This window comes from Bacillus sp. 179-C3.3 HS (assembly GCF_047229225.1).
Taxonomy (GTDB): domain Bacteria; phylum Bacillota; class Bacilli; order Bacillales; family Bacillaceae; genus Bacillus.
Genome location: NZ_JBFEFT010000023.1, coordinates 39873 through 58074, shown reverse-complemented (window position 1 = coordinate 58074; position 18202 = coordinate 39873). Strand labels below are relative to the sequence as shown.

General features: G+C 41.0%; 19 protein-coding genes. 2 read left to right on the top strand and 17 right to left on the bottom strand.

Annotated elements, in window-relative coordinates:
• Positions 1–531, top strand: a 531-nt coding sequence (gene recU / locus AB1K80_RS13885) for a Holliday junction resolvase RecU (RefSeq protein WP_412857299.1), incomplete at its 5' end; no start/stop codon positions are given.
• 37 nt (positions 532–568) lie between these two features.
• On the top strand, positions 569–3199 hold the full coding sequence (locus AB1K80_RS13880) for a PBP1A family penicillin-binding protein (RefSeq protein ID WP_412857298.1): 2631 nt from the start codon (positions 569–571) through the stop codon (positions 3197–3199).
• A gap of 36 nt (positions 3200–3235) precedes the next feature.
• Here AB1K80_RS13880 and AB1K80_RS13875 read toward each other — a convergent pair whose 3' ends face one another.
• From AB1K80_RS13875 to AB1K80_RS13795, 17 genes are all read right to left on the bottom strand, one after another.
• Positions 3236–3745 carry a YpoC family protein gene (locus AB1K80_RS13875; protein WP_412857297.1) on the bottom strand — a complete coding sequence of 170 codons (510 nt, stop codon included), beginning with the start codon at positions 3743–3745 and terminating at the stop codon, positions 3236–3238.
• The gene (gene nth / locus AB1K80_RS13870) at positions 3742–4404 is read right to left on the bottom strand and encodes an endonuclease III (protein WP_412857295.1); all 663 of its coding nucleotides are present in this window, start codon (positions 4402–4404) and stop codon (positions 3742–3744) included. Before nth ends, AB1K80_RS13875 begins: the two co-directional genes overlap by 4 nt.
• A gap of 17 nt (positions 4405–4421) precedes the next feature.
• The gene (locus AB1K80_RS13865) at positions 4422–5126 is read right to left on the bottom strand and encodes a DnaD domain-containing protein (RefSeq protein ID WP_412857293.1); all 705 of its coding nucleotides are present in this window, start codon (positions 5124–5126) and stop codon (positions 4422–4424) included.
• A 97-nt stretch (positions 5127–5223) separates the two neighbouring features.
• Positions 5224–6516, bottom strand: a complete 1293-nt coding sequence (gene asnS / locus AB1K80_RS13860) for an asparagine--tRNA ligase (RefSeq protein ID WP_412857292.1) — start codon at positions 6514–6516, stop codon at positions 5224–5226.
• 113 nt (positions 6517–6629) lie between these two features.
• The gene (gene tseB, locus AB1K80_RS13855; protein WP_412857291.1) at positions 6630–7115 is read right to left on the bottom strand and encodes a cell wall elongation/penicillin-binding protein regulator TseB; all 486 of its coding nucleotides are present in this window, start codon (positions 7113–7115) and stop codon (positions 6630–6632) included.
• Between the two features lie 12 nt (positions 7116–7127).
• Positions 7128–7298, bottom strand: coding sequence for a YpmA family protein (locus AB1K80_RS13850; RefSeq protein ID WP_412857289.1), 171 nt, complete (start codon positions 7296–7298; stop codon positions 7128–7130).
• 129 nt (positions 7299–7427) lie between these two features.
• A complete protein-coding gene (dinG, locus tag AB1K80_RS13845) occupies positions 7428–10220 on the bottom strand; it encodes an ATP-dependent DNA helicase DinG (protein WP_412857288.1) in 2793 nt (930 codons plus the stop codon).
• Positions 10221–10330: 110 nt separating this feature from the next.
• Positions 10331–10714, bottom strand: coding sequence for an aspartate 1-decarboxylase (gene panD, locus AB1K80_RS13840; protein ID WP_412857287.1), 384 nt, complete (start codon positions 10712–10714; stop codon positions 10331–10333).
• Positions 10707–11573, bottom strand: a complete 867-nt coding sequence (gene panC / locus AB1K80_RS13835) for a pantoate--beta-alanine ligase (RefSeq protein WP_412857286.1) — start codon at positions 11571–11573, stop codon at positions 10707–10709. Before panC ends, panD begins: the two co-directional genes overlap by 8 nt.
• Positions 11570–12409, bottom strand: a complete 840-nt coding sequence (gene panB, locus AB1K80_RS13830; protein WP_412857285.1) for a 3-methyl-2-oxobutanoate hydroxymethyltransferase — start codon at positions 12407–12409, stop codon at positions 11570–11572. The genes panC and panB overlap by 4 nt, the downstream gene beginning before the upstream one ends.
• A gap of 202 nt (positions 12410–12611) precedes the next feature.
• A complete protein-coding gene (locus tag AB1K80_RS13825; RefSeq protein WP_412857284.1) occupies positions 12612–13595 on the bottom strand; it encodes a biotin--[acetyl-CoA-carboxylase] ligase in 984 nt (327 codons plus the stop codon).
• Entirely contained in the window at positions 13568–14770 is a 1203-nt protein-coding gene (locus AB1K80_RS13820) for a CCA tRNA nucleotidyltransferase (RefSeq protein ID WP_412857282.1), read from the bottom strand. Before AB1K80_RS13820 ends, AB1K80_RS13825 begins: the two co-directional genes overlap by 28 nt.
• Entirely contained in the window at positions 14763–15905 is a 1143-nt protein-coding gene (gene bshA / locus AB1K80_RS13815; protein WP_412857280.1) for an N-acetyl-alpha-D-glucosaminyl L-malate synthase BshA, read from the bottom strand. Before bshA ends, AB1K80_RS13820 begins: the two co-directional genes overlap by 8 nt.
• A 2-nt stretch (positions 15906–15907) precedes the next feature.
• Entirely contained in the window at positions 15908–16612 is a 705-nt protein-coding gene (gene bshB1, locus AB1K80_RS13810) for a bacillithiol biosynthesis deacetylase BshB1 (protein WP_412857279.1), read from the bottom strand.
• Positions 16599–17018 carry a methylglyoxal synthase gene (gene mgsA / locus AB1K80_RS13805; RefSeq protein WP_412857278.1) on the bottom strand — a complete coding sequence of 140 codons (420 nt, stop codon included), beginning with the start codon at positions 17016–17018 and terminating at the stop codon, positions 16599–16601. The genes bshB1 and mgsA overlap by 14 nt, the downstream gene beginning before the upstream one ends.
• Before the next feature lie 17 nt (positions 17019–17035).
• Entirely contained in the window at positions 17036–17839 is an 804-nt protein-coding gene (dapB, locus tag AB1K80_RS13800; RefSeq protein WP_412857276.1) for a 4-hydroxy-tetrahydrodipicolinate reductase, read from the bottom strand.
• Between the two features lie 5 nt (positions 17840–17844).
• Positions 17845–18180, bottom strand: coding sequence for a nucleotide pyrophosphohydrolase (locus tag AB1K80_RS13795; protein WP_412857275.1), 336 nt, complete (start codon positions 18178–18180; stop codon positions 17845–17847).
• Between the last annotated feature and the right edge of the window lie 22 nt (positions 18181–18202).

Sequence of the window (18202 nt, the reverse complement as noted above, 5' to 3'; positions counted from 1 at the left end):
AATCGAGGGATGACGCTAGAGGCTGATTTAAATGAAACCAACCAGTATTATCTGGTTAACGGGATCGCTGTCATTCATAAAAAGCCTACCCCTATTCAAATCGTCAATGTGGATTATCCTAAAAGAAGTGCTGCTGTGATTAAAGAAGCTTATTTTAAACAATCCTCCACAACAGACTATAATGGGGTGTATAAAGGGCGCTATATTGACTTTGAAGCAAAGGAAACCAAAAGCACAACTTCGTTTCCGCTCAAAAATTTCCACGATCATCAAATTGTGCATATGAAACAGGTTGTTAAGCAAGGCGGAATTTGTTTTGTTATTATATCCGCATTTGGTTCTATTTATTATTTATCCGCTTCTGACCTCTTTTATTTTTGGGAGCGTCAAGCACAAAACGGGCGTAAATCCATTTCCAAAGATGAATTAATGGAAGCTGCCCACCTGATTACACTTGGATATTCGCCAAGAATTGATTATATTAAAGTAGTGGAAACACTTCATTTTTCGGATGATCACTACGATCACTAACGTTCGAAAAAGGTTTAACACGAAAGGTTGAGATGTGATGTCTGATCAATTTACAAGTCGTGAACAACGACGTAAAGCAACTCAAGGAAACAAACAAAAGAACAGAAATAAAAAAGGCAAAAAGAAAGCAGGTCTATTTAAAAAAATATTCATATCATTACTTGTGATCGGTCTACTTTGTTTAGTCGCCGGAATCACAACTTTTGCCATTTTTGCGTCAAGTGCTCCTTCTCTTGATGATAGTAAACTCAAAACACCGTATTCTTCAAAAATCTATGATATGAACAATAAAGTGATTGCAGAAGTCGGTGCGGAGAAAAGGACGTATGTCTCTGTTCAAGACATACCCGATCTTCTAAAAGAAGCCTTTATTGCAACTGAAGATGCCCGTTTTTATAAACACCACGGGATTGACCCTATCCGAATCGGTGGTGCCCTTGTGGCTAACGTCGAGGACGGATTCGGCTCTGAAGGCGGAAGTACCATTACACAGCAAGTTGTAAAAAACACCATCTTAAGCAAAGACAAAACATTAAAACGAAAAGTACAAGAAGTATGGCTTTCGTTTCAGCTAGAGCAAAAATACTCTAAAGATGAAATTTTAGAAATGTATTTAAACCGGATTTTCTTCAGCCCTCAGGCATATGGTGTTGGAAAAGCCGCAGAACAATTTTTTGGTGTGACAGATTTAAATAAACTGACGATTGCACAGGCTGCAACTCTTGCTGGTATGCCGCAAAGTCCATCAGCCTATAACCCTGTGAAAAACCCTGAAGCAGCGGAAAAACGTCGTAATATCGTTTTAGGACTCATGAAAAAACAAGGATATATTACAGACGAAGAGTATAACGAAGCAAAAACAACACCTGTAAGCAAAACAGTCGTTTCACCAGAAAAATACAACAGCAAAAATTCAAGTAAATACTATGCGTTCATTGAACAAGTCATGGAAGAAGTACAGGAAAAAGCCAAAGTGGATGCATCCACTGATGGATTAAAGATTTATACAACTCTTGATACAAATGCACAAGATGAGCTTGAAAGCATCATTAATGGCGATACTGCCGGTTTTACAAAAGGCATGCAAGCTGGTGTTACCCTACTTGATACGAAAAGCGGCGAAATTCGTGCCATTGGCGGAGGCCGAGATGTTCCAGTCGGCGGATTTAACTATGCCATTGATGCGAAGCGTCAACCAGGATCTACGATTAAACCAATCTTAGATTATGGTCCAGTCATTGAGAATAAAAAATGGTCAACGTACCAACAAATTGCCGATGAACCTTATTCATACTCAAACGGTACGCCAATTAATAACTTTGATAGAAGACATTTAGGGAAAATGTCCATGAGAAGTGCTTTGGCGCAATCACGAAATATCCCAGCATTAAAAGCATTCCAAGAAGCCGGCACAGCCAACGCGGTTCAATTTGCCAATAATCTAGGAATGGATTTACCTACTGACATTCCAGAATCTTATTCGATTGGTGGATTTGACGATGGTGTCTCTTCTTTAACAATGGCCGGTGCATTTAGTGCCTTTGGGAATAACGGGTACTATAATGAACCCCATGCTGTCACTTCTGTTGAATTTAATGATGGAACAAAGCTAGACCTTACACCTGAATCAAAAGCAGCAATGAGTGATTTCACTGCCTTTATGATCACAGATATGCTGAAAACAGCTGTACAATCTGGTACTGGTACACTTGCACAAGTGCCAAATGTTCAAGTAGCTGGTAAAACAGGTTCAACCAACTTTACGCAAGATGATGTTACGAAATATAATATTCCATCTGGCGGTGCAAAAGATTCATGGTTTGTCGGCTATACTCCACAGTATACGGCAGCTGTTTGGACAGGAATTGCGAATTCAAAAGATGCAGACGGAAAGATGTGGTTAACGAATTATGAACAGCGTGTTGCAAAAGTTGTCTTCCAGCGATTAATTTCTCAAATTGATGATGGTAGCGGCTCGTTTGAAAAACCAGACAGCGTTGTTCAAGCCACAATCGAAAAAGGATCAGACCCTGCGAAGTTAGCTGGACCAAATACACCAGCCGATAAAAAGACAACAGAGTACTTCGTCAGAGGAACAGTCCCTACTAAAGTGTCTGACACATATGAAAAAGAAGAATCTGATAAGCCATCAAACCTGAAAGCGGTCTATGATGAAGAAAACAAATCAATTACACTGACATGGGACTACGATCAGGAAGATGCTACATTTAATGTGAAGCAAGCCGTAGACAATGGTGGTTATCAAGAGATTCAAAACAGTTCTGCTAAAGAAGCTGTCATTTCGAATGTCACACCTGGTTCGACCTATAAATTCCAAGTGACTGCGACTGTAGAAGATGTCACAAGTCCAGCTGCATCTACTTTCCTCACCATTAAGGAAGTGGAAAAGGAAGAAGATACAGAGGATGAAAACAAAGAAGAAGAACCTAAGCAACCAGATGATGAACAACCAGACGATGATAAACAAAACAATGATGCCGAAAAGCCAGACGATCAAAAAAATCCAGATCAAGGTAGTAATCCTGGTAACGGCAACAACGATTCAGATGGTGGGTCAGATGGTTCCAACCAGAACAACGATTCGAACAAGGATAAAAAGAACAACGATGTTCCAGCCAATTCTAATGCTAGAAAAGAAAATGATTAATCCAAAAAGCACTTGCCCCTTCCGGCAAGTGCTTTTTTAACGTTTTTGTTTTATTTTTTGAAGCGCTACGTGTTTTCCATACTGCTTTTTGAGTTCCGTATAAAGCTCGTCCAATTGAATAAAACAGTGGTACTGTGTAGGTTTGAGCAAAATAAAGTCTAAACGTTCTGTCCAATTGATCGGAGCAACAGGAAAGGTTTCTTTCTTGATTTCGTCCCATTGTACATTCGAAAGACGCTTTCCTTTGATCCAATGAAAGACAGCCACCATTCCGACAATGCCCTGTAACATATCTTGTTCTTCACAACGAGATTTTCTTGTTTGGAAACACGGGAGCATTTTTTCTTTTAATTCATCCCAGAGGGCGAATATCATTGGGACAAATTCTTCTGTCTGTTCCCACGGGACACTCTCTGTGATAGGCTCTGAAGACAAATCAAACGCTAATGGATTGTCTCTCAAGATGCCATGTCGATCATTTGTTGACAAGCGCCCTCTTTCTGTCAGCTTCTCTACATGTGAAGCAAAAACAGTTGATGCACTCATGACAGCTTCACCAGCCCTTTTTTCAGCCTCTTCTGCCCTTCTCTACACATATCAAGAAGTGGACATGACTCACATTGTGGGCGCTGCGCTTTACAATGGTATCTGCCAAAAAAGATGAGACGATGATGCGTGACGGACCAATCTTCTTTCGGAACTTTCTTCATTAACGTATTCTCTACTTCTAGCACAGAGTCCTTCCAGCGGCATATGCCAAGCCGTTTACTCACACGTTCCACATGGGTATCTACAGCAATGGCGGGAATCCCGAACGCGACTGACACAACAACATTCGCTGTCTTCCTTCCAACACCAGGAAGTTTGACAAGTTCATCACGATCCCTTGGGACTTCTCCATCATATTCTTCAATCAACATTTGACTCAATTTTTGTATATTTTTCGCCTTATTCCGATAAAGACCAATTGAGCGTATATCTTGCTGTAATTCTTCAAGTGGCACACTTAAATAGTCTTCTGGCGTTTTATATTTTTGAAATAGGTTCTTTGTTACCTTGTTCACCAAAACGTCTGTACATTGAGCCGAGAGCGCAACAGCAATGACTAATTCAAATGGATTAGAATGAACAAGCTCACACTCCGCCTCTGGAAACATGTCCCCTATTATGTCTAAACACTCATTGATTTGCTTTTTTGATAACATGCCTTCTCCTTTATTGGTTATTGTTCCAGCCAATTATAAAAAGGAACTTGTCGCTTATAAGATGAATTTTCTTCATTGGATGGTGCTGATTTTTGCTGGGAACGAAACTGTTTGCTATGCTCCCTCGCTTCTTCCGCTGTTTTTAGCCCTTTTTTCTTCCACTCAAATAAAATCCGATCGATATACCTGAAATTCAACTTACCTGATAAGACCGCTTCTCTTAAAGCGAGACGAATCATCGAAGCATCGTGATGATCTTGATCGATCCAGATAGAGAGCGTTTCTCCTTCTAAAGGAGACAGTGGTCTGCCAAACTCATCTTCAAATAAGGCATATAAAGACTTTTCTGCCTGCACTTCGTTCATTTGTTTTTCTTTCGCCTGTTTCGCCTCTAGATAATCATAAAGCATGCCCCATAAAGGCTCAATCGAATAACGATCATGTTGAATACCGGATCTGTCTTCAAACGGCTGAATTGAAATAAACCCTTTTTGGATCAAATGTTGAACCATATAGGCACATTCCTCGGCTGAAATGGTCATTCCAGCTGAAAGCTCTTCAAACGTTTGAAAGAAGATGCCTTGCTCTTCGTTCATCTTAATTTTTAACATCACCATCATTTGTGATTCATTCAGTCCTAATTGCCCATAATGTGCAATCAACAAATTAGGCAAACTTGTCGACCCCATTTGTTGCATATTGATAAATTGCTGCCTATTCATCGGATACACCTCTTCATATTCAGTATATCACGTTTTGTTTCACGTGCCTGTCAAATGACCTTTAAAAAAGCCTCCATAAATTGGAGGCTTCTTTGTCTTAAGGATATAAACGGTTTAGTAGTCTTGGGAATGGAATCGTTTCACGCACATGCGGTGATCCACTAATCCACGCAACTGTCCGTTCGAGCCCAAGTCCAAATCCTGAATGAGGTACAGATCCGTATTGTCTCAGTTCTGTGTACCATTTGTATGTTTCTTCATCTAACCCGTGTTCTTTTAATCTTGCTTCAAGCAACTCTAAGTCATAAATACGCTCAGAACCACCGATTATTTCTCCATAGCCTTCTGGTGCAATTAGATCAGCACATAGAACAACGTCTTCGCGATCTGGTGCTGGCTGCATATAGAATGGCTTCAATGATGTTGGATAATGTGTGATAAACACCGGTTTGTCATAACTTTCAGCGATGGCTGTTTCATGAGGCGCACCGAAGTCATCTCCCCACTCAATGTCATCAAACCCTTTATCCTGTAAGAATTTCACCGCTTCATCATACGTAATGCGCGGGAACGGTGCTTTGATGTTTTCTAATTTTGATGTATCACGACCAAGTGTTTGAAGCTCCACTTTACAGTTTTCTAATACACTCTGGACAATATGAGACACATAATTTTCTTGATACTCAAGACTTTCATCGAATTCGACAAAGGCCATCTCTGGCTCAATCATCCAGAATTCAATTAAATGACGTTTTGTTTTCGATTTTTCCGCTCTAAATGTTGGTCCAAATGAGAAGACTTTTCCGAGTGCCATCGCAGCTGCTTCCATGTAAAGCTGTCCACTTTGAGACAAATAAGCATCTTCATCAAAATACTTCGTTGAAAACAGCTCAGTTGTGCCTTCTGGCGCACTACCTGTTAAAATCGGTGGATCCACTTTCACAAAGCCCTCTTGATGGAAAAACTCGTATGTAGCACGAATAATTTCGTTTCTGATTTTCATTGTAGCGTGCTGTTTTTTCGAACGTAGCCATAAATGACGATGGTCCATTAAGAATTCCGTACCATGTTCTTTTGGCGTAATTGGGTAATCTGTTGCTTCGTGAATAACCTCAATCGCTTTCACCTGCAGTTCAAATCCAAGTGGTGAACGTTCATCTTTTGTCACTTGTCCAGTTACGTAGACAGATGTTTCTTGTGTGACTGATTTTGCAAGCTTAAACATTTCCTCTTCTACTTCTGCTTTTACAACGACCCCTTGAATAAAGCCTGTTCCGTCACGCAGCTGCAAGAATGCAATTTTTCCGCTTGATCGCTTATTCGCGACCCATGCGCCGATTGTGACTTCTTTATCGACGTGTTTGTACACTTGATTAATAGTTGTTTTCAACATATTTCCCTCCAAAGCCAGAAAGAAACGCACCCGATAATGAGTGGATTCTTTATTCATACAATTTATTATAACCGTTGTAAATCAGCATGGTCAACGCATGATAGAATAAACTACGGTGTTAAATTTTTTTCCACTCTACCAGTCGTAAAATCGACATAGCTGAAGCTATATTGATCATTTTCATTTAAGTACGTGACTTCCCAAAGGAGCACGTCACCTTCTCTTGCTAATTTGACGTCTTTTAATCGAGTGATGGTCTTTTCCTTTTGTACCGCTTGTACCGCTTGATTTGATGTAATGCCTTCTTTTGCTTTTTTTGCAATGACTTCTTCTTTTTTGCTTGCTGGAACCCATACATACATCGTTTCTTTTTGCTTGTCAATTCCTTCAACGATAAATTGCTTTTCTTTTCCAACAAATGTTTCTACTTCTTCAACCTCAACGATTGGTGCTGCTTCTTTGGCGCGTGTGATGGCGCTCTCATGCCCTTGTTCTTTTTGCCCCATGGCTATTTGATAAATCCAAGTAAAGCTAATGATGCCAATGATTAAAATGAGCGCGAGAATGGACGATATGATCCAAACGATTTTTTTCATGTCAAGCTTCCCCTATGTGCGATAAATGGTAAATATCGCCTGATTTTGATCTTTTTGATCTAATGCTAAACCAAACATAAGATCCTCTCTCTTTAATGTTCTGTTCAACAAGTCAACGATCTTATAAAGGTCATCTGAATGCTGAATTTGCACTGTTGAAAGTACCTCAATTTTACTTTCCACTTCTCATTCCTCCTCGGTACGTAAATATTGTTAGTTATACTTTACTGCCGGAGAACCGATACTATTTTTACAACGGAACAAAAAGCCGTTACGATAAACTAACTCCAAACCCACACCAGCTAAGGCCGCTTATGACAGCGGCTTTTCGTTATTTAATTGTTCAATGTAAACGGCAAGGGACTCTTTTGACATTTCATGAACTGGTGCACTTGAAAATGACTCTAAAAATAGTTTCCCGTATGACGCTGTTTTTACACGGCGGTCTAAGATGAGCAATGTGCCGGTATCCTTTTCTGAACGGAGCAAGCGACCTGCCCCCTGTTTAAAGGTTAAGACCGCTTCTGGAAGCGCGACGGCTTTAAATGGATTCTTCCCTTGTTTCTTAGCCGCTTCACATTTTGCTTCGATAAGCGGTGAGTCAGGTGGTCTGAAAGGAAGCCTTGCCATAATCACTGTGGTCAATTCTGAACCTGGAAAATCGACCCCTTCCCAAAAGCTTCCGGTCCCAAGCAAAATGGCTTGCTTGGCTAATTTGAACATTTTCGTCAGTTTCACAGGGCTACCACCTGTCACACCTTGGGCAAGGAGAACCGATTGTATATGTTCTGTTTTTAATTGCTCATAAACGGCTTTTAACATTTCATGTGAATTAAACAGAACCAACGTCTTTGCATGTTGCTGTTTGTCCATGATGGTTATATATTTTGCCACTTGTTTTACATATTCTCGTTCATCACGGTTTGTGATCACTGGCATGTCCGTTGGCACAACGACTTTGAGCTGTTTTTCAAACTCGAACGGCGAATCGATTTGAATGAGCTGCGGGTAAAAATCATGCAGTCCAAAACGCTCCAAGCAATAATCAAAACGAGAATGAACCGTCAACGTTCCTGAAGTGAGGACAACACTCTTTTTATTCATGAAGAACCGATCAGCCAATAATTCTCCTGTATCTAACGGTTGTGCATACATAAATACGGCGTTTTTGGCACCTTTGGCATCGATCTCAATCCAGACCGTTTCATCATGTTGTGGCTCAAACATAAACCGGTACAATGTGTTGCAAAATGTTTGCATAAATGACATGACGTGATCATATTCCTCTACTTCAAAAGCAAATTGAGAAATAAGCTGATCCTCTTTTTTTAGCATGTCATGTTTTTGCTGTTCATACACTTTCTCACAAGCAATGAGCAGTGAACAAAGCTTACTTGCTGTTTCTCTTATTCGTTTCCATTGTGCATGCTTTGATTGATGGCGCACCCTATAAATGAGACGGTTAATATCTGCCTTTGGTTTTGTTCTTTTCACAAAAGAGTGAACCGTACTAAAAAAAGCATCACTCTCAATATGAATCTGTTGTATATACTCATCCATTTGAATAAAAGTTTCTGTCGATAACCCTTCATGATAAAATCTCGTTTTGAGTTTCTTCAACAACCCGCCATGCAAGGAGCCAAGCTGAGTTAATTTTGCGTGAAGCTGAATATACGAGGTGCTGTCGCCTAGTGTTTCATTGGCGGTTTTCTCAAAATGATGGGCTTCATCAATCACAAAGACGTCTGCCTGTTTGAATATCGATGATGCCTCTGTCTGTGACAAAAGCAGGCGATGATTTGTTAAAATCAGATCAGCGGTTTGTGCCTTTCTTTTGGCTCGCTCATAAAAACAATACTCCTTAAAGCGCCGCCTTTTTGATGTGAACGGCATATGTACACAAGAAATACGGTCTTTGATATTCACAGCGCCTGACGGTAAATTGAGTTCAGATAAATCACCCGTATCTGTTTCGAGAAGCCACATTAAAATTTGCGCTTTTGTTAAGACGACATCATAGTTATCATCTTCTTCAAGCAAAACGTGTTCAAATTTGTCTAAACAAATATAATGAGAACGTCCTTTGAATACACAAGCATTTAGTTCAAACGGAAAGAGTTCATTCAATATTGGAACATCTCGGTCGAGCATTTGTTGCTGTAGTAAAATAGAATAAGTACTGACAATCACGGGTTTGCCTGATTTTTTTGCTTCTATTGCTGCTGGGATGAGATAAGCCAATGTTTTTCCAATACCAGGCGCTGCTTCAATCAATGCGTACGCTCTTTCTTGAAAAACGTCTCTTACTTTATTCATCATTGTCAGCTGGCCTTTTCTTACCTCATAGCCATTTAGTGTGTCCGGTAGCTTTTCTTTTACTTTTTCAAAAAGCTGCTCATCATCTACGTCTATTGAATCAGTCGTATCTGTTGTGTGATTGGTCACATGTTTTATGGCAAATGACCCAACTTCCATAACTGAAGGCCATTCCATCATAGGGTCCAATTCAAATTGCTTCAATAACAGTCCGATGTCACTTAGTAAATATTGTGATAGGCGGCGAAGTTGCTTGATGACATGCGGTGGTGTATTTTTTAATTTATTGAACAGCGTTAAAAGTAACATGGCAGTAACTTCCGCATCACTATCCGCTCGATGCGGGTGGTCATGTGGAAGCATGAGCTCTTCACTTAATTCAGTCAGCTTGTACCCTTCAAGCTTAGGATAAAGAATTCTAGAAATCTCAACTGTATCAATCGTTCGTACATCCAGCTCATTTTTCCCGCATGCCTTTAGTTCATCATTTAAAAAGTTCAAATCAAAATGAACATTATGTGCAACAAAATAAGCCCCTTGTATGAGCTCGTATACCTCTTGGGCAATGTCTTCAAAGCACACTGCTTCATCGACCATATGTTGCTCTATGCCCGTTAATTGCACGATAAAGCCAGGAATTGTTTTCCCCGGGTTCACATATGTTGAATACCGTTCGACAATTTGTCCATTTTCTATGACCACCGCAGCAATTTGAATGATTTTGTCACCTTTTTTAGGTGAATTCCCGGTGGTTTCGATATCAACGACAACAAATCTTTGATCGGTCATAAAATGGACACCTCAATTCTTCGTTCCACTCTAGTGAAACGCGTTCAGGACAATATGCTTAAAACAGAACAGCTTCTTCTCTCAAGCTGTTCTGTTTGTGCAAGTGTGCATTATAAAATCGTTCTTGCAGGCTCTTGTCCAATCATTTGTTCTATCTGATTTTGTTTGTTTAACACAACGACTTTAGGCGTGTGAGTTTTCGCTTCTTCTTCTGTCAGCATGCCATAGGCGATAATAATGACTTCATCTCCCGGCTGAACCAATCTCGCAGCCGCCCCATTTAGACAAATGACGCCACTTTTTCTCTCGCCAGGAATGATATACGTTTCTAGTCTTGCTCCATTATGATTATTCACAATCTGTACTTTTTCGTTTGCCAGCATACCTGCTGCATCAAGCAAGTCCTCATCAATCGTAATACTACCGACATAATGTAAATTTGCTTCTGTCACAGTCGCTTTATGGAGTTTAGACGTCATAAAGGTTCTATACATGTTTTTCACCGCTTTCAGGGACTTGGAAAATCACATTATCAATCAATCTTGCTTTTGAGAATTTGACAGCAATGGCTATAATGACTTTGCCTTTCAAATGCGGCAGTGACTCAAGTTCTGGATAGGAATAGATGTCGATATAATCGATCTCACCACTTGTTTGAATGAGTTCTTTCTCGATTAGCTGAACAAGACGATTTGGATCACGCTCGCCTTGTTCAACAGCGGCTTTCCCTTGCTTTAATGCGCGATAAAGAGTAGGCGCCTCCTGTCTTTCAGTTTCAGACAAATACACATTCCTAGAACTTTTCGCTAAACCGTCTTCTTCACGAACAGTTGGTACAGCCACTAGATGAAGATCGAAAAAGAAGTCTTCAATCATGGCATCAATCACGGCAACTTGTTGTGCATCCTTTAAACCAAAGTACACATCGGTTGGCTGTACAAGGTGAAATAGCTTTGTGAGCACCGTCACAACACCATCAAAATGCCCTGGTCGTTTTTTCCCGCATAATACATCCGTTCGTTTCTGAACAGTCATGGTGATCGAGGGTTCATGTGGATACATTTCTTTTACATCCGGTGTAAATAAAATGTCCACACCAGCTTCTTCTGCAAGAAGCTCATCTCTTTTCATATCTCTTGGATAGGATTCAAAATCTTCATTCGGTCCAAATTGTAATGGATTCACAAAAATGCTCATCACGACGAGATCATTTTGCTCTCTTGCTTTTTTCGCCAAGGTCAAATGCCCTTCGTGAAGAAAACCCATTGTTGGTACAAACCCGATTGAATGTTGTTGCTTTTGATGTTGCTGAATCAATTCTTTTAACTCGTGAAAATGAGTCACAACGTTCATTGCTTGACTCCCCCATATAAACCACTCAGAACTTCTTCTTTCACATGAAACGTATGTGCTTCTTCTGGGAATTTACGTGCTTTTACTTCTTTCGTATATTGTATCAGCGCATCTTCTAGCGTAACATCAATTTGCGCGTATTGTTTCACAAATTTCGGTGTTCTAGACACACCGTATCCGACCACGTCATGGTAAACGAGGACTTGTCCATCTGCTTCTGCGCCCGCACCGATTCCGATGACTGGGATCGTCAGCATCTCTGTAATTCGTTTCGTCAGTTCACCAGGTACACATTCTAATACAAGAGCAATCGCACCTGCTTCTTCACACTTTAGACTATCATCAATCAATTTTTGAGCGCTCTCTTTGTCTTTTCCTTGTACTTTATATCCGCCAAGGACACCAACTGATTGAGGGGTGAGGCCTAGGTGACTAACGACTGGAATGCCGCCTCTTGTCATTGCTTCGATGGATTCGAACACACCGTCTCCACCTTCTAACTTCAGTGCATCTGCACCACTTTCTTGCATGATGCGTGCCGCATTTTTCATTGTTTCTTCTAATGAGTAATGATAAGACATAAATGGCATATCGGTGACAACAAATGTGTCTTTTGCGCCTCTTTTGACCGCTTTCGTGTGATGAATCATATCATCCACAGTGACTTGAACGGTCGAATCAAGTCCAAGTACAACCATCCCAAGTGAATCACCAACTAAGATCATGTCGACTTCCGCTTTTTCTGCTTGCTTTGCAGCTGGATAGTCGTATGCTGTTAGCATCACAATGGGTTCTTTTTCTTGTTTCATTTTGAAAAAATCGAGCTTTGTCTTCATTTGTTCCTCCTCATTCTGGAGAGGAGATGTTTGCTGAAATGTACATGCGTCTATCTCACATGTGTCAGCGAATCATCCCTCTGTCCAAGTCCCATTAGGATCAAGGCAGAAATTTCTTTTTAATTTTTAATTCTAAACAGGTACAGTTCCTTTACAGATACTGCCCACACGAAGTATATCAAAAATGCGCCGGGTGTTCCACTCAAGTTGTCTCCAATTCTATATCTGCTGAATAGATCTTTTGAATACCATCCGATGTTTCAAGCAACAAAACACCTTCATCATTAATGCCAAGTGCTTTTCCAGTATATTGCCCGTTAATGGTGCGAGCGATGATGTGTTGGCCGGTGGTCGTCGTATAATCTTCCCATAATTGCTTAATCGGTTCAAAACCATGCGTCACATATTCGTCATACCTTTTTTCAAAGTGGTACATGATGCTTTGAATGAGTGCCGCCCTGTCCACCTTTTTCCCTAGTTCCATTCGTAAACTTGTCGCAATATCCTTGAGGTCATCTGGAAAGTCATCTACCGTTTGATTCACGTTAATGCCCGGACCGATAATCACTGCATGAACCTGGTCAGCTTCTGCTTTTAATTCGGTTAAAATCCCAACGACCTTTTTTCCATTTAACATAATATCGTTCGGCCATTTAATCGACGCACTTAGTCCCGTCTGCTGCCTAATCGCTTCTGTAATGGCCACAGACGCAAGGAGCGTCATTTGTGGTGCTTGATGCAAGGGTATGTCAGGACGTACGATGAAGCTCATCCAAATCCCTGTGCTATTTGGTGAATACCACGTTCTTTGTAGACGTCCTTTCCCCTCAGTCTGATGATCACTTACAACAAGTGTCCCATGCGGTACCCCTTCATTGACAAGGTCATGGGCGATTAGCTGAGTCGATGACACTTGTTCTTGAAAATAAATATGTCTCCCAAACTCCTCTGTTTCAAGCCCAAAAAGAATTTCGTCTTCACTAATTTTGTCTGGTTTATGTAGCAATCGATAGCCTTTTCTTCTAACGGCCTCTACCTCATACCCTTCTTTTCGCAAGTCTTCAATGTGCTTCCATACAGCCGTCCGCGAACAACCAAGCTCATCACATATTTGCTGGCTCGAAACAAAATCTTGTGGAGCTGTTGTAAATAGTTCAATCAATCGTTTTCTAATTGCTGATCGCATGCGTTGAGCCACTCCTCTATGGCTTCTTTTCGGTTGACTAGTCGGTTTTGCAGCACTGCTTTCTTCACTGCATGAAGCTCGTCTGCAATCCATTTCCCTGACGTTTTTTGCCGAAATGCCATTAAATCTTTTCCTGAAACCGCTAGTTCATTGAGTTTCTTTATAGGAAGCGCATCATATGAACGCTTTATCGCTTCTAGCTCATCAAAAATGACGCGTCGCTCGTGTTTTAGCTGGGTAATTTTCAGACTAGATAACAGCACATGTTCTCCAGCTTCAAACATTTTCTCCGCATCCCAGTGGCAATCCACATGCTTGCTAATGGCCATCGCCTCTTTCAGAAGTTTTGTGGACAGCTTCCATTCTTTTAAGAATGACAGAGCCTCTGTTTCATTGAGTCCAAGAAAGTGAATGAACGCTCCCCACACCTCTTCTAGTCCATCTAACAAATAATACGGAAATTTTTGCAACTCCTCATGAAGCTCATACTCGTGTAGGCCCGGTAATTCTTCGTATAAATTGGTTGAAATGAGCACTTTGATCGCTTGGCCGCAATAACGACCTTGTAAAAGTTTTTCCATTTCAATCTTTTTTCGTTCAACTGATATATTTGCTAGCAGATGCTTATCTTTTTTCATGGCTTCTGCCGTTTCAGCAGACAGATGGAAACCAAGCTGACTTAAAAAGCGCACGGCTCTCATCATTCGAAGGGCATCTTCTGCAAAACGGCACGCCGGATCTCCAACCGTTTGGATTTGTTTCCGCTGAATATCTTGCTTACCGCCCACATGGTCAATGATCTCCCCATTGATATCCATCGCCATCGCATTGATCGTTAAGTCTCTTCTTAAAAGGTCTTCTTTCAGCGATGAGATAAACTGGACTTCTTTAGGCCTGCGAAAATCTTCATATTCCGATTCACTTCGAAATGTGGTGACCTCATAGCTTACACCATGATGTATGACAATGACTGTGCCATGCTCCTTGCCAACATCAACCGTTTTGTCAAATAACGACTCTACCGTATCAGGTGTTGCATCTGTTGCAATGTCGATGTCGCCTATCTCTCGCCCTAACAGGACATCTCTTACTGCTCCACCGACAAAATAAGCCTGGTAACCATGTTCATGTAATGTATGTAAAATTGGAATCGCCTGTGTAAATGCTTCATTCATCTTTGTCACCTTCAATCAGCTCAAGATAAAGCTCTTCATACTCTCTCACGATTTTTTCAGATGAAAATTTTGCGAGTACACTTGATTGTGCTGCCATTGACACTTGCTGATGCAGTGTGTCGTCTTTGAGCAAGTCAATTCCGTACTTTGCTGCTTCGTCTATATCACCAAGCGGGACTAAAAAGCCCGTCTCTCCATGGGTAATGACCTCTGGAATACCGCCTATATTTGTGCCAATACAAGGCACTCCACATGCCATTGCTTCAAGTAGGACAAGTCCGAAGCTCTCCTTTTCAGATAAGAGTAATTTCAAGTCACTAATCGAATAAAGCTCCTCTACTTTTTCTTGCTTGCCTAAAAGCAAGACACGATCTGTCAGCCCTAGCTTTTTCACAAGTTCACATACAACGGATTTCTCAGGCCCATCGCCGATGAGGAGAAGTTTGGCATTCACCTGCTCTGAGATTTTTTTAAATACGTGAATCACATCATGTACCCGCTTTACTTTTCGGAAGTTCGATACATGGATGACAACCTTTTCGTTAGGCATGAGACCATAATGTTTTTTTAGGAACCCATGGTCTTCACGCAAATACACGCGCTCATCGAGGAAGTTATGAATCGTATTGATTTTCTTATTTGGTTTAATTAAATCGTACGTCTGTGCTGCTAAGGAGTGTGACACTGCCGTCACACCATCAGATGATTCAATCGCAAAGCGAATGACATCTTTTAAGGAAGGGTCATACCCTAACACTGTAATATCTGTCCCATGAAGGGTCGTCACCACTTTCACAGAATCGCCCGTCATTTGTTTTGCTAGGAACGCACAGACGGCATGCGGGACTGCATAATGTGCATGAATAATATCTAACTTTTCACGTTTCACGACATCAGCCAATTTACTTGCGAGCGCAAGGTCATACGGTGGATATTGGAACACGGCATATTGATTGACATCCACCTCATGGAAATAAATATTTGGATACACTTTATTCAGTCTAAACGGAATGCTAGAGGTAATGAAATGAACATCGTGCCCTTTTTCAGCTAAACGTTTTCCAAGCTCAGTGGCTATAATTCCTGACCCGCCCACACTTGGATAACAAGTGATACCGATCTTCAATTTTTTCATATTTACCCCCCAAGTAAATCATCATCAATTAAGAATGGCTTCTTCGTCAGAAACCCTTCCGCAAAAGCTTTATTGACTTCTCTTCCATACATGGACTCTCTCATTTTGACAAAATCAATATACCCATTTACAAGTGGTGTGTCCACCGAATGCTCTGATTTCACAAATTGACTTTGATACGCATGTAAGCTATCGATTTTCTGATGCATCTCTTCAGAAATATCAATCACAAAATCTGGTCGATGATGGCCATTGATCATGTAATAATACATTTGACTTATTTTATGCGCTGGCTGTTTGTTTGAATCTTCAAATTTATGTATACCAGCAGAAAAAGCAGCTTCTTCTACAAGAGAGCCCGCGCGACCATGATCAGGATGGCGATCCTGGCCGTGCGGGGCAAAAATAATCTTTGGTTTATAGGTTCGAATCACACGAACAATTTCTTTGATGGCGTGATCATGTAGATAGAGTCCTCTGTCTGGCAATGTAAGCTGAATGCGGGTGGTCACACCTAAGACGGCTGCGGCTTTTTTGGCTTCCTCTTTCCGGGTAGCGACCGTTCCGTTCGATGATAATTCAGCCTGGGTCAAGTCACAAATTCCGACATGCGCCCCTTTTTTTACGTATTTTGCAATCGTTCCACCCATTCCAATCTCTACATCATCACTATGGGCACCGAACGCAAGGATATCAAGTTGTTTCATTTGTTCCTCCATCTTTTACTACATCTCGAAAATCAAAGGTTCCTTCGTTTAAATTCCTGACTAGAATTTCAGCTGTTCCCATATTTGTTGCTAGTGGAATGGCATACACATCACAAAGACGGATGAGTGCAGTGACATCCGGCTCATGTGGTTGCGCGGTCAGCGGATCTCTAAAAAAGAGCACAAGGTCCATGTCATTATTTGCAATCATGGCACCAATTTGCTGATCTCCTCCTAATGGTCCTGATTGGAAACATTGAACGGGAAGCGCTGTCGCTTCTTTCACTCTCGAACCAGTCGTTCCTGTTGCATAAAGTGTATGATCTGCCAGAATCTCACGGTAGGCAATGGCAAATTGAATCATGTCACTTTTTTTCTTATCATGAGCGATTAAAGCAATTTTCATCAGGAATCCTCTCCTTATTAATCGATGATATTTTCTAATCCATAGACAAGCTGGTCAATCTTCATGACTTGTTCTACTGACAATTTCACACCTGACATAAACGATGCCCGGTTATAAGAGTCATGACGCAAAGTAAGGGTCTGACCATCCATCCCAAACAGTACCTCTTGATGGGCAATCATACCTGGTAGCCTTACACTATGTATACGGATGCCATCATAATCCGCACCGCGCGCTCCTTCAATTAACTCTTTTTCATCTGGATGTCCTTGCTTTTTGCTCTCTCTTACTTCTGCGATCATCTCCGCTGTTTTTAATCCTGTTCCGCTTGGAGCATCTAGTTTTTTATCATGATGCAGCTCAATGATTTCAACATCAGGGAAATAGTTTGCCGCCATTTTAGCGAATTTCATCATTAAAACGGCACCGACAGCGAAGTTTGGCGCAATAATACAGCCGATTCCTTTTTCCTCTGTTAATTGCTGAAGTTCCTTGAGGTCAGTATCAGAAAAACCTGTTGTCCCTACGACCGGACGGACGCCATGCGCCAGTGCTTTTTTTGTATGTACTTTTCCGATTTCAGGTGTTGTGAGATCGATTAAAACATCTGGTTTGGTTTCTGAAAGACATAGATCAATATCCGTATAAATCGGTGCATGTGATGTCGTATGCATCACATCAGATAGTGCTTTTCCTTCGTGTGTATGATCTATTGCTGCCACTAGGTCGAAGTGACTTGTTTCTTCTGCAAGCTTAACAGCCTCTATCCCCATTCTTCCTCTTGCTCCAGCAATGACAACTTTAATCGTTTGACTCGTCATGTTCTCTACTTCCCTTCTTTTTTCGTCCAGCGGTCTTTGTCTCTTGTATTGAATTTATGCATCACACGGTCATGAGCTTCTTCAAGTGAAATATCTAGTGAATTGGCAAGGCATGTTAAAACAAACAAAACATCACCAATCTCTTCTTCCATGCTTTTTTCCGTTTCAGTCGATTTTTTCGGCTTTTCTCCATAATAATGGTTCACTTCCCTCGCCAGTTCACCCAATTCCTCTGTCAAACGGGCCATCATGGCAAGTGGACTGAAATAGCCTTCTTTAAATTGTCCTATGTAATCATCGACTTCTTTCTGCACCTTGTTCAGCGTTTTTTCATTCGTCATAAAGCTCACCCTCCTATCCATC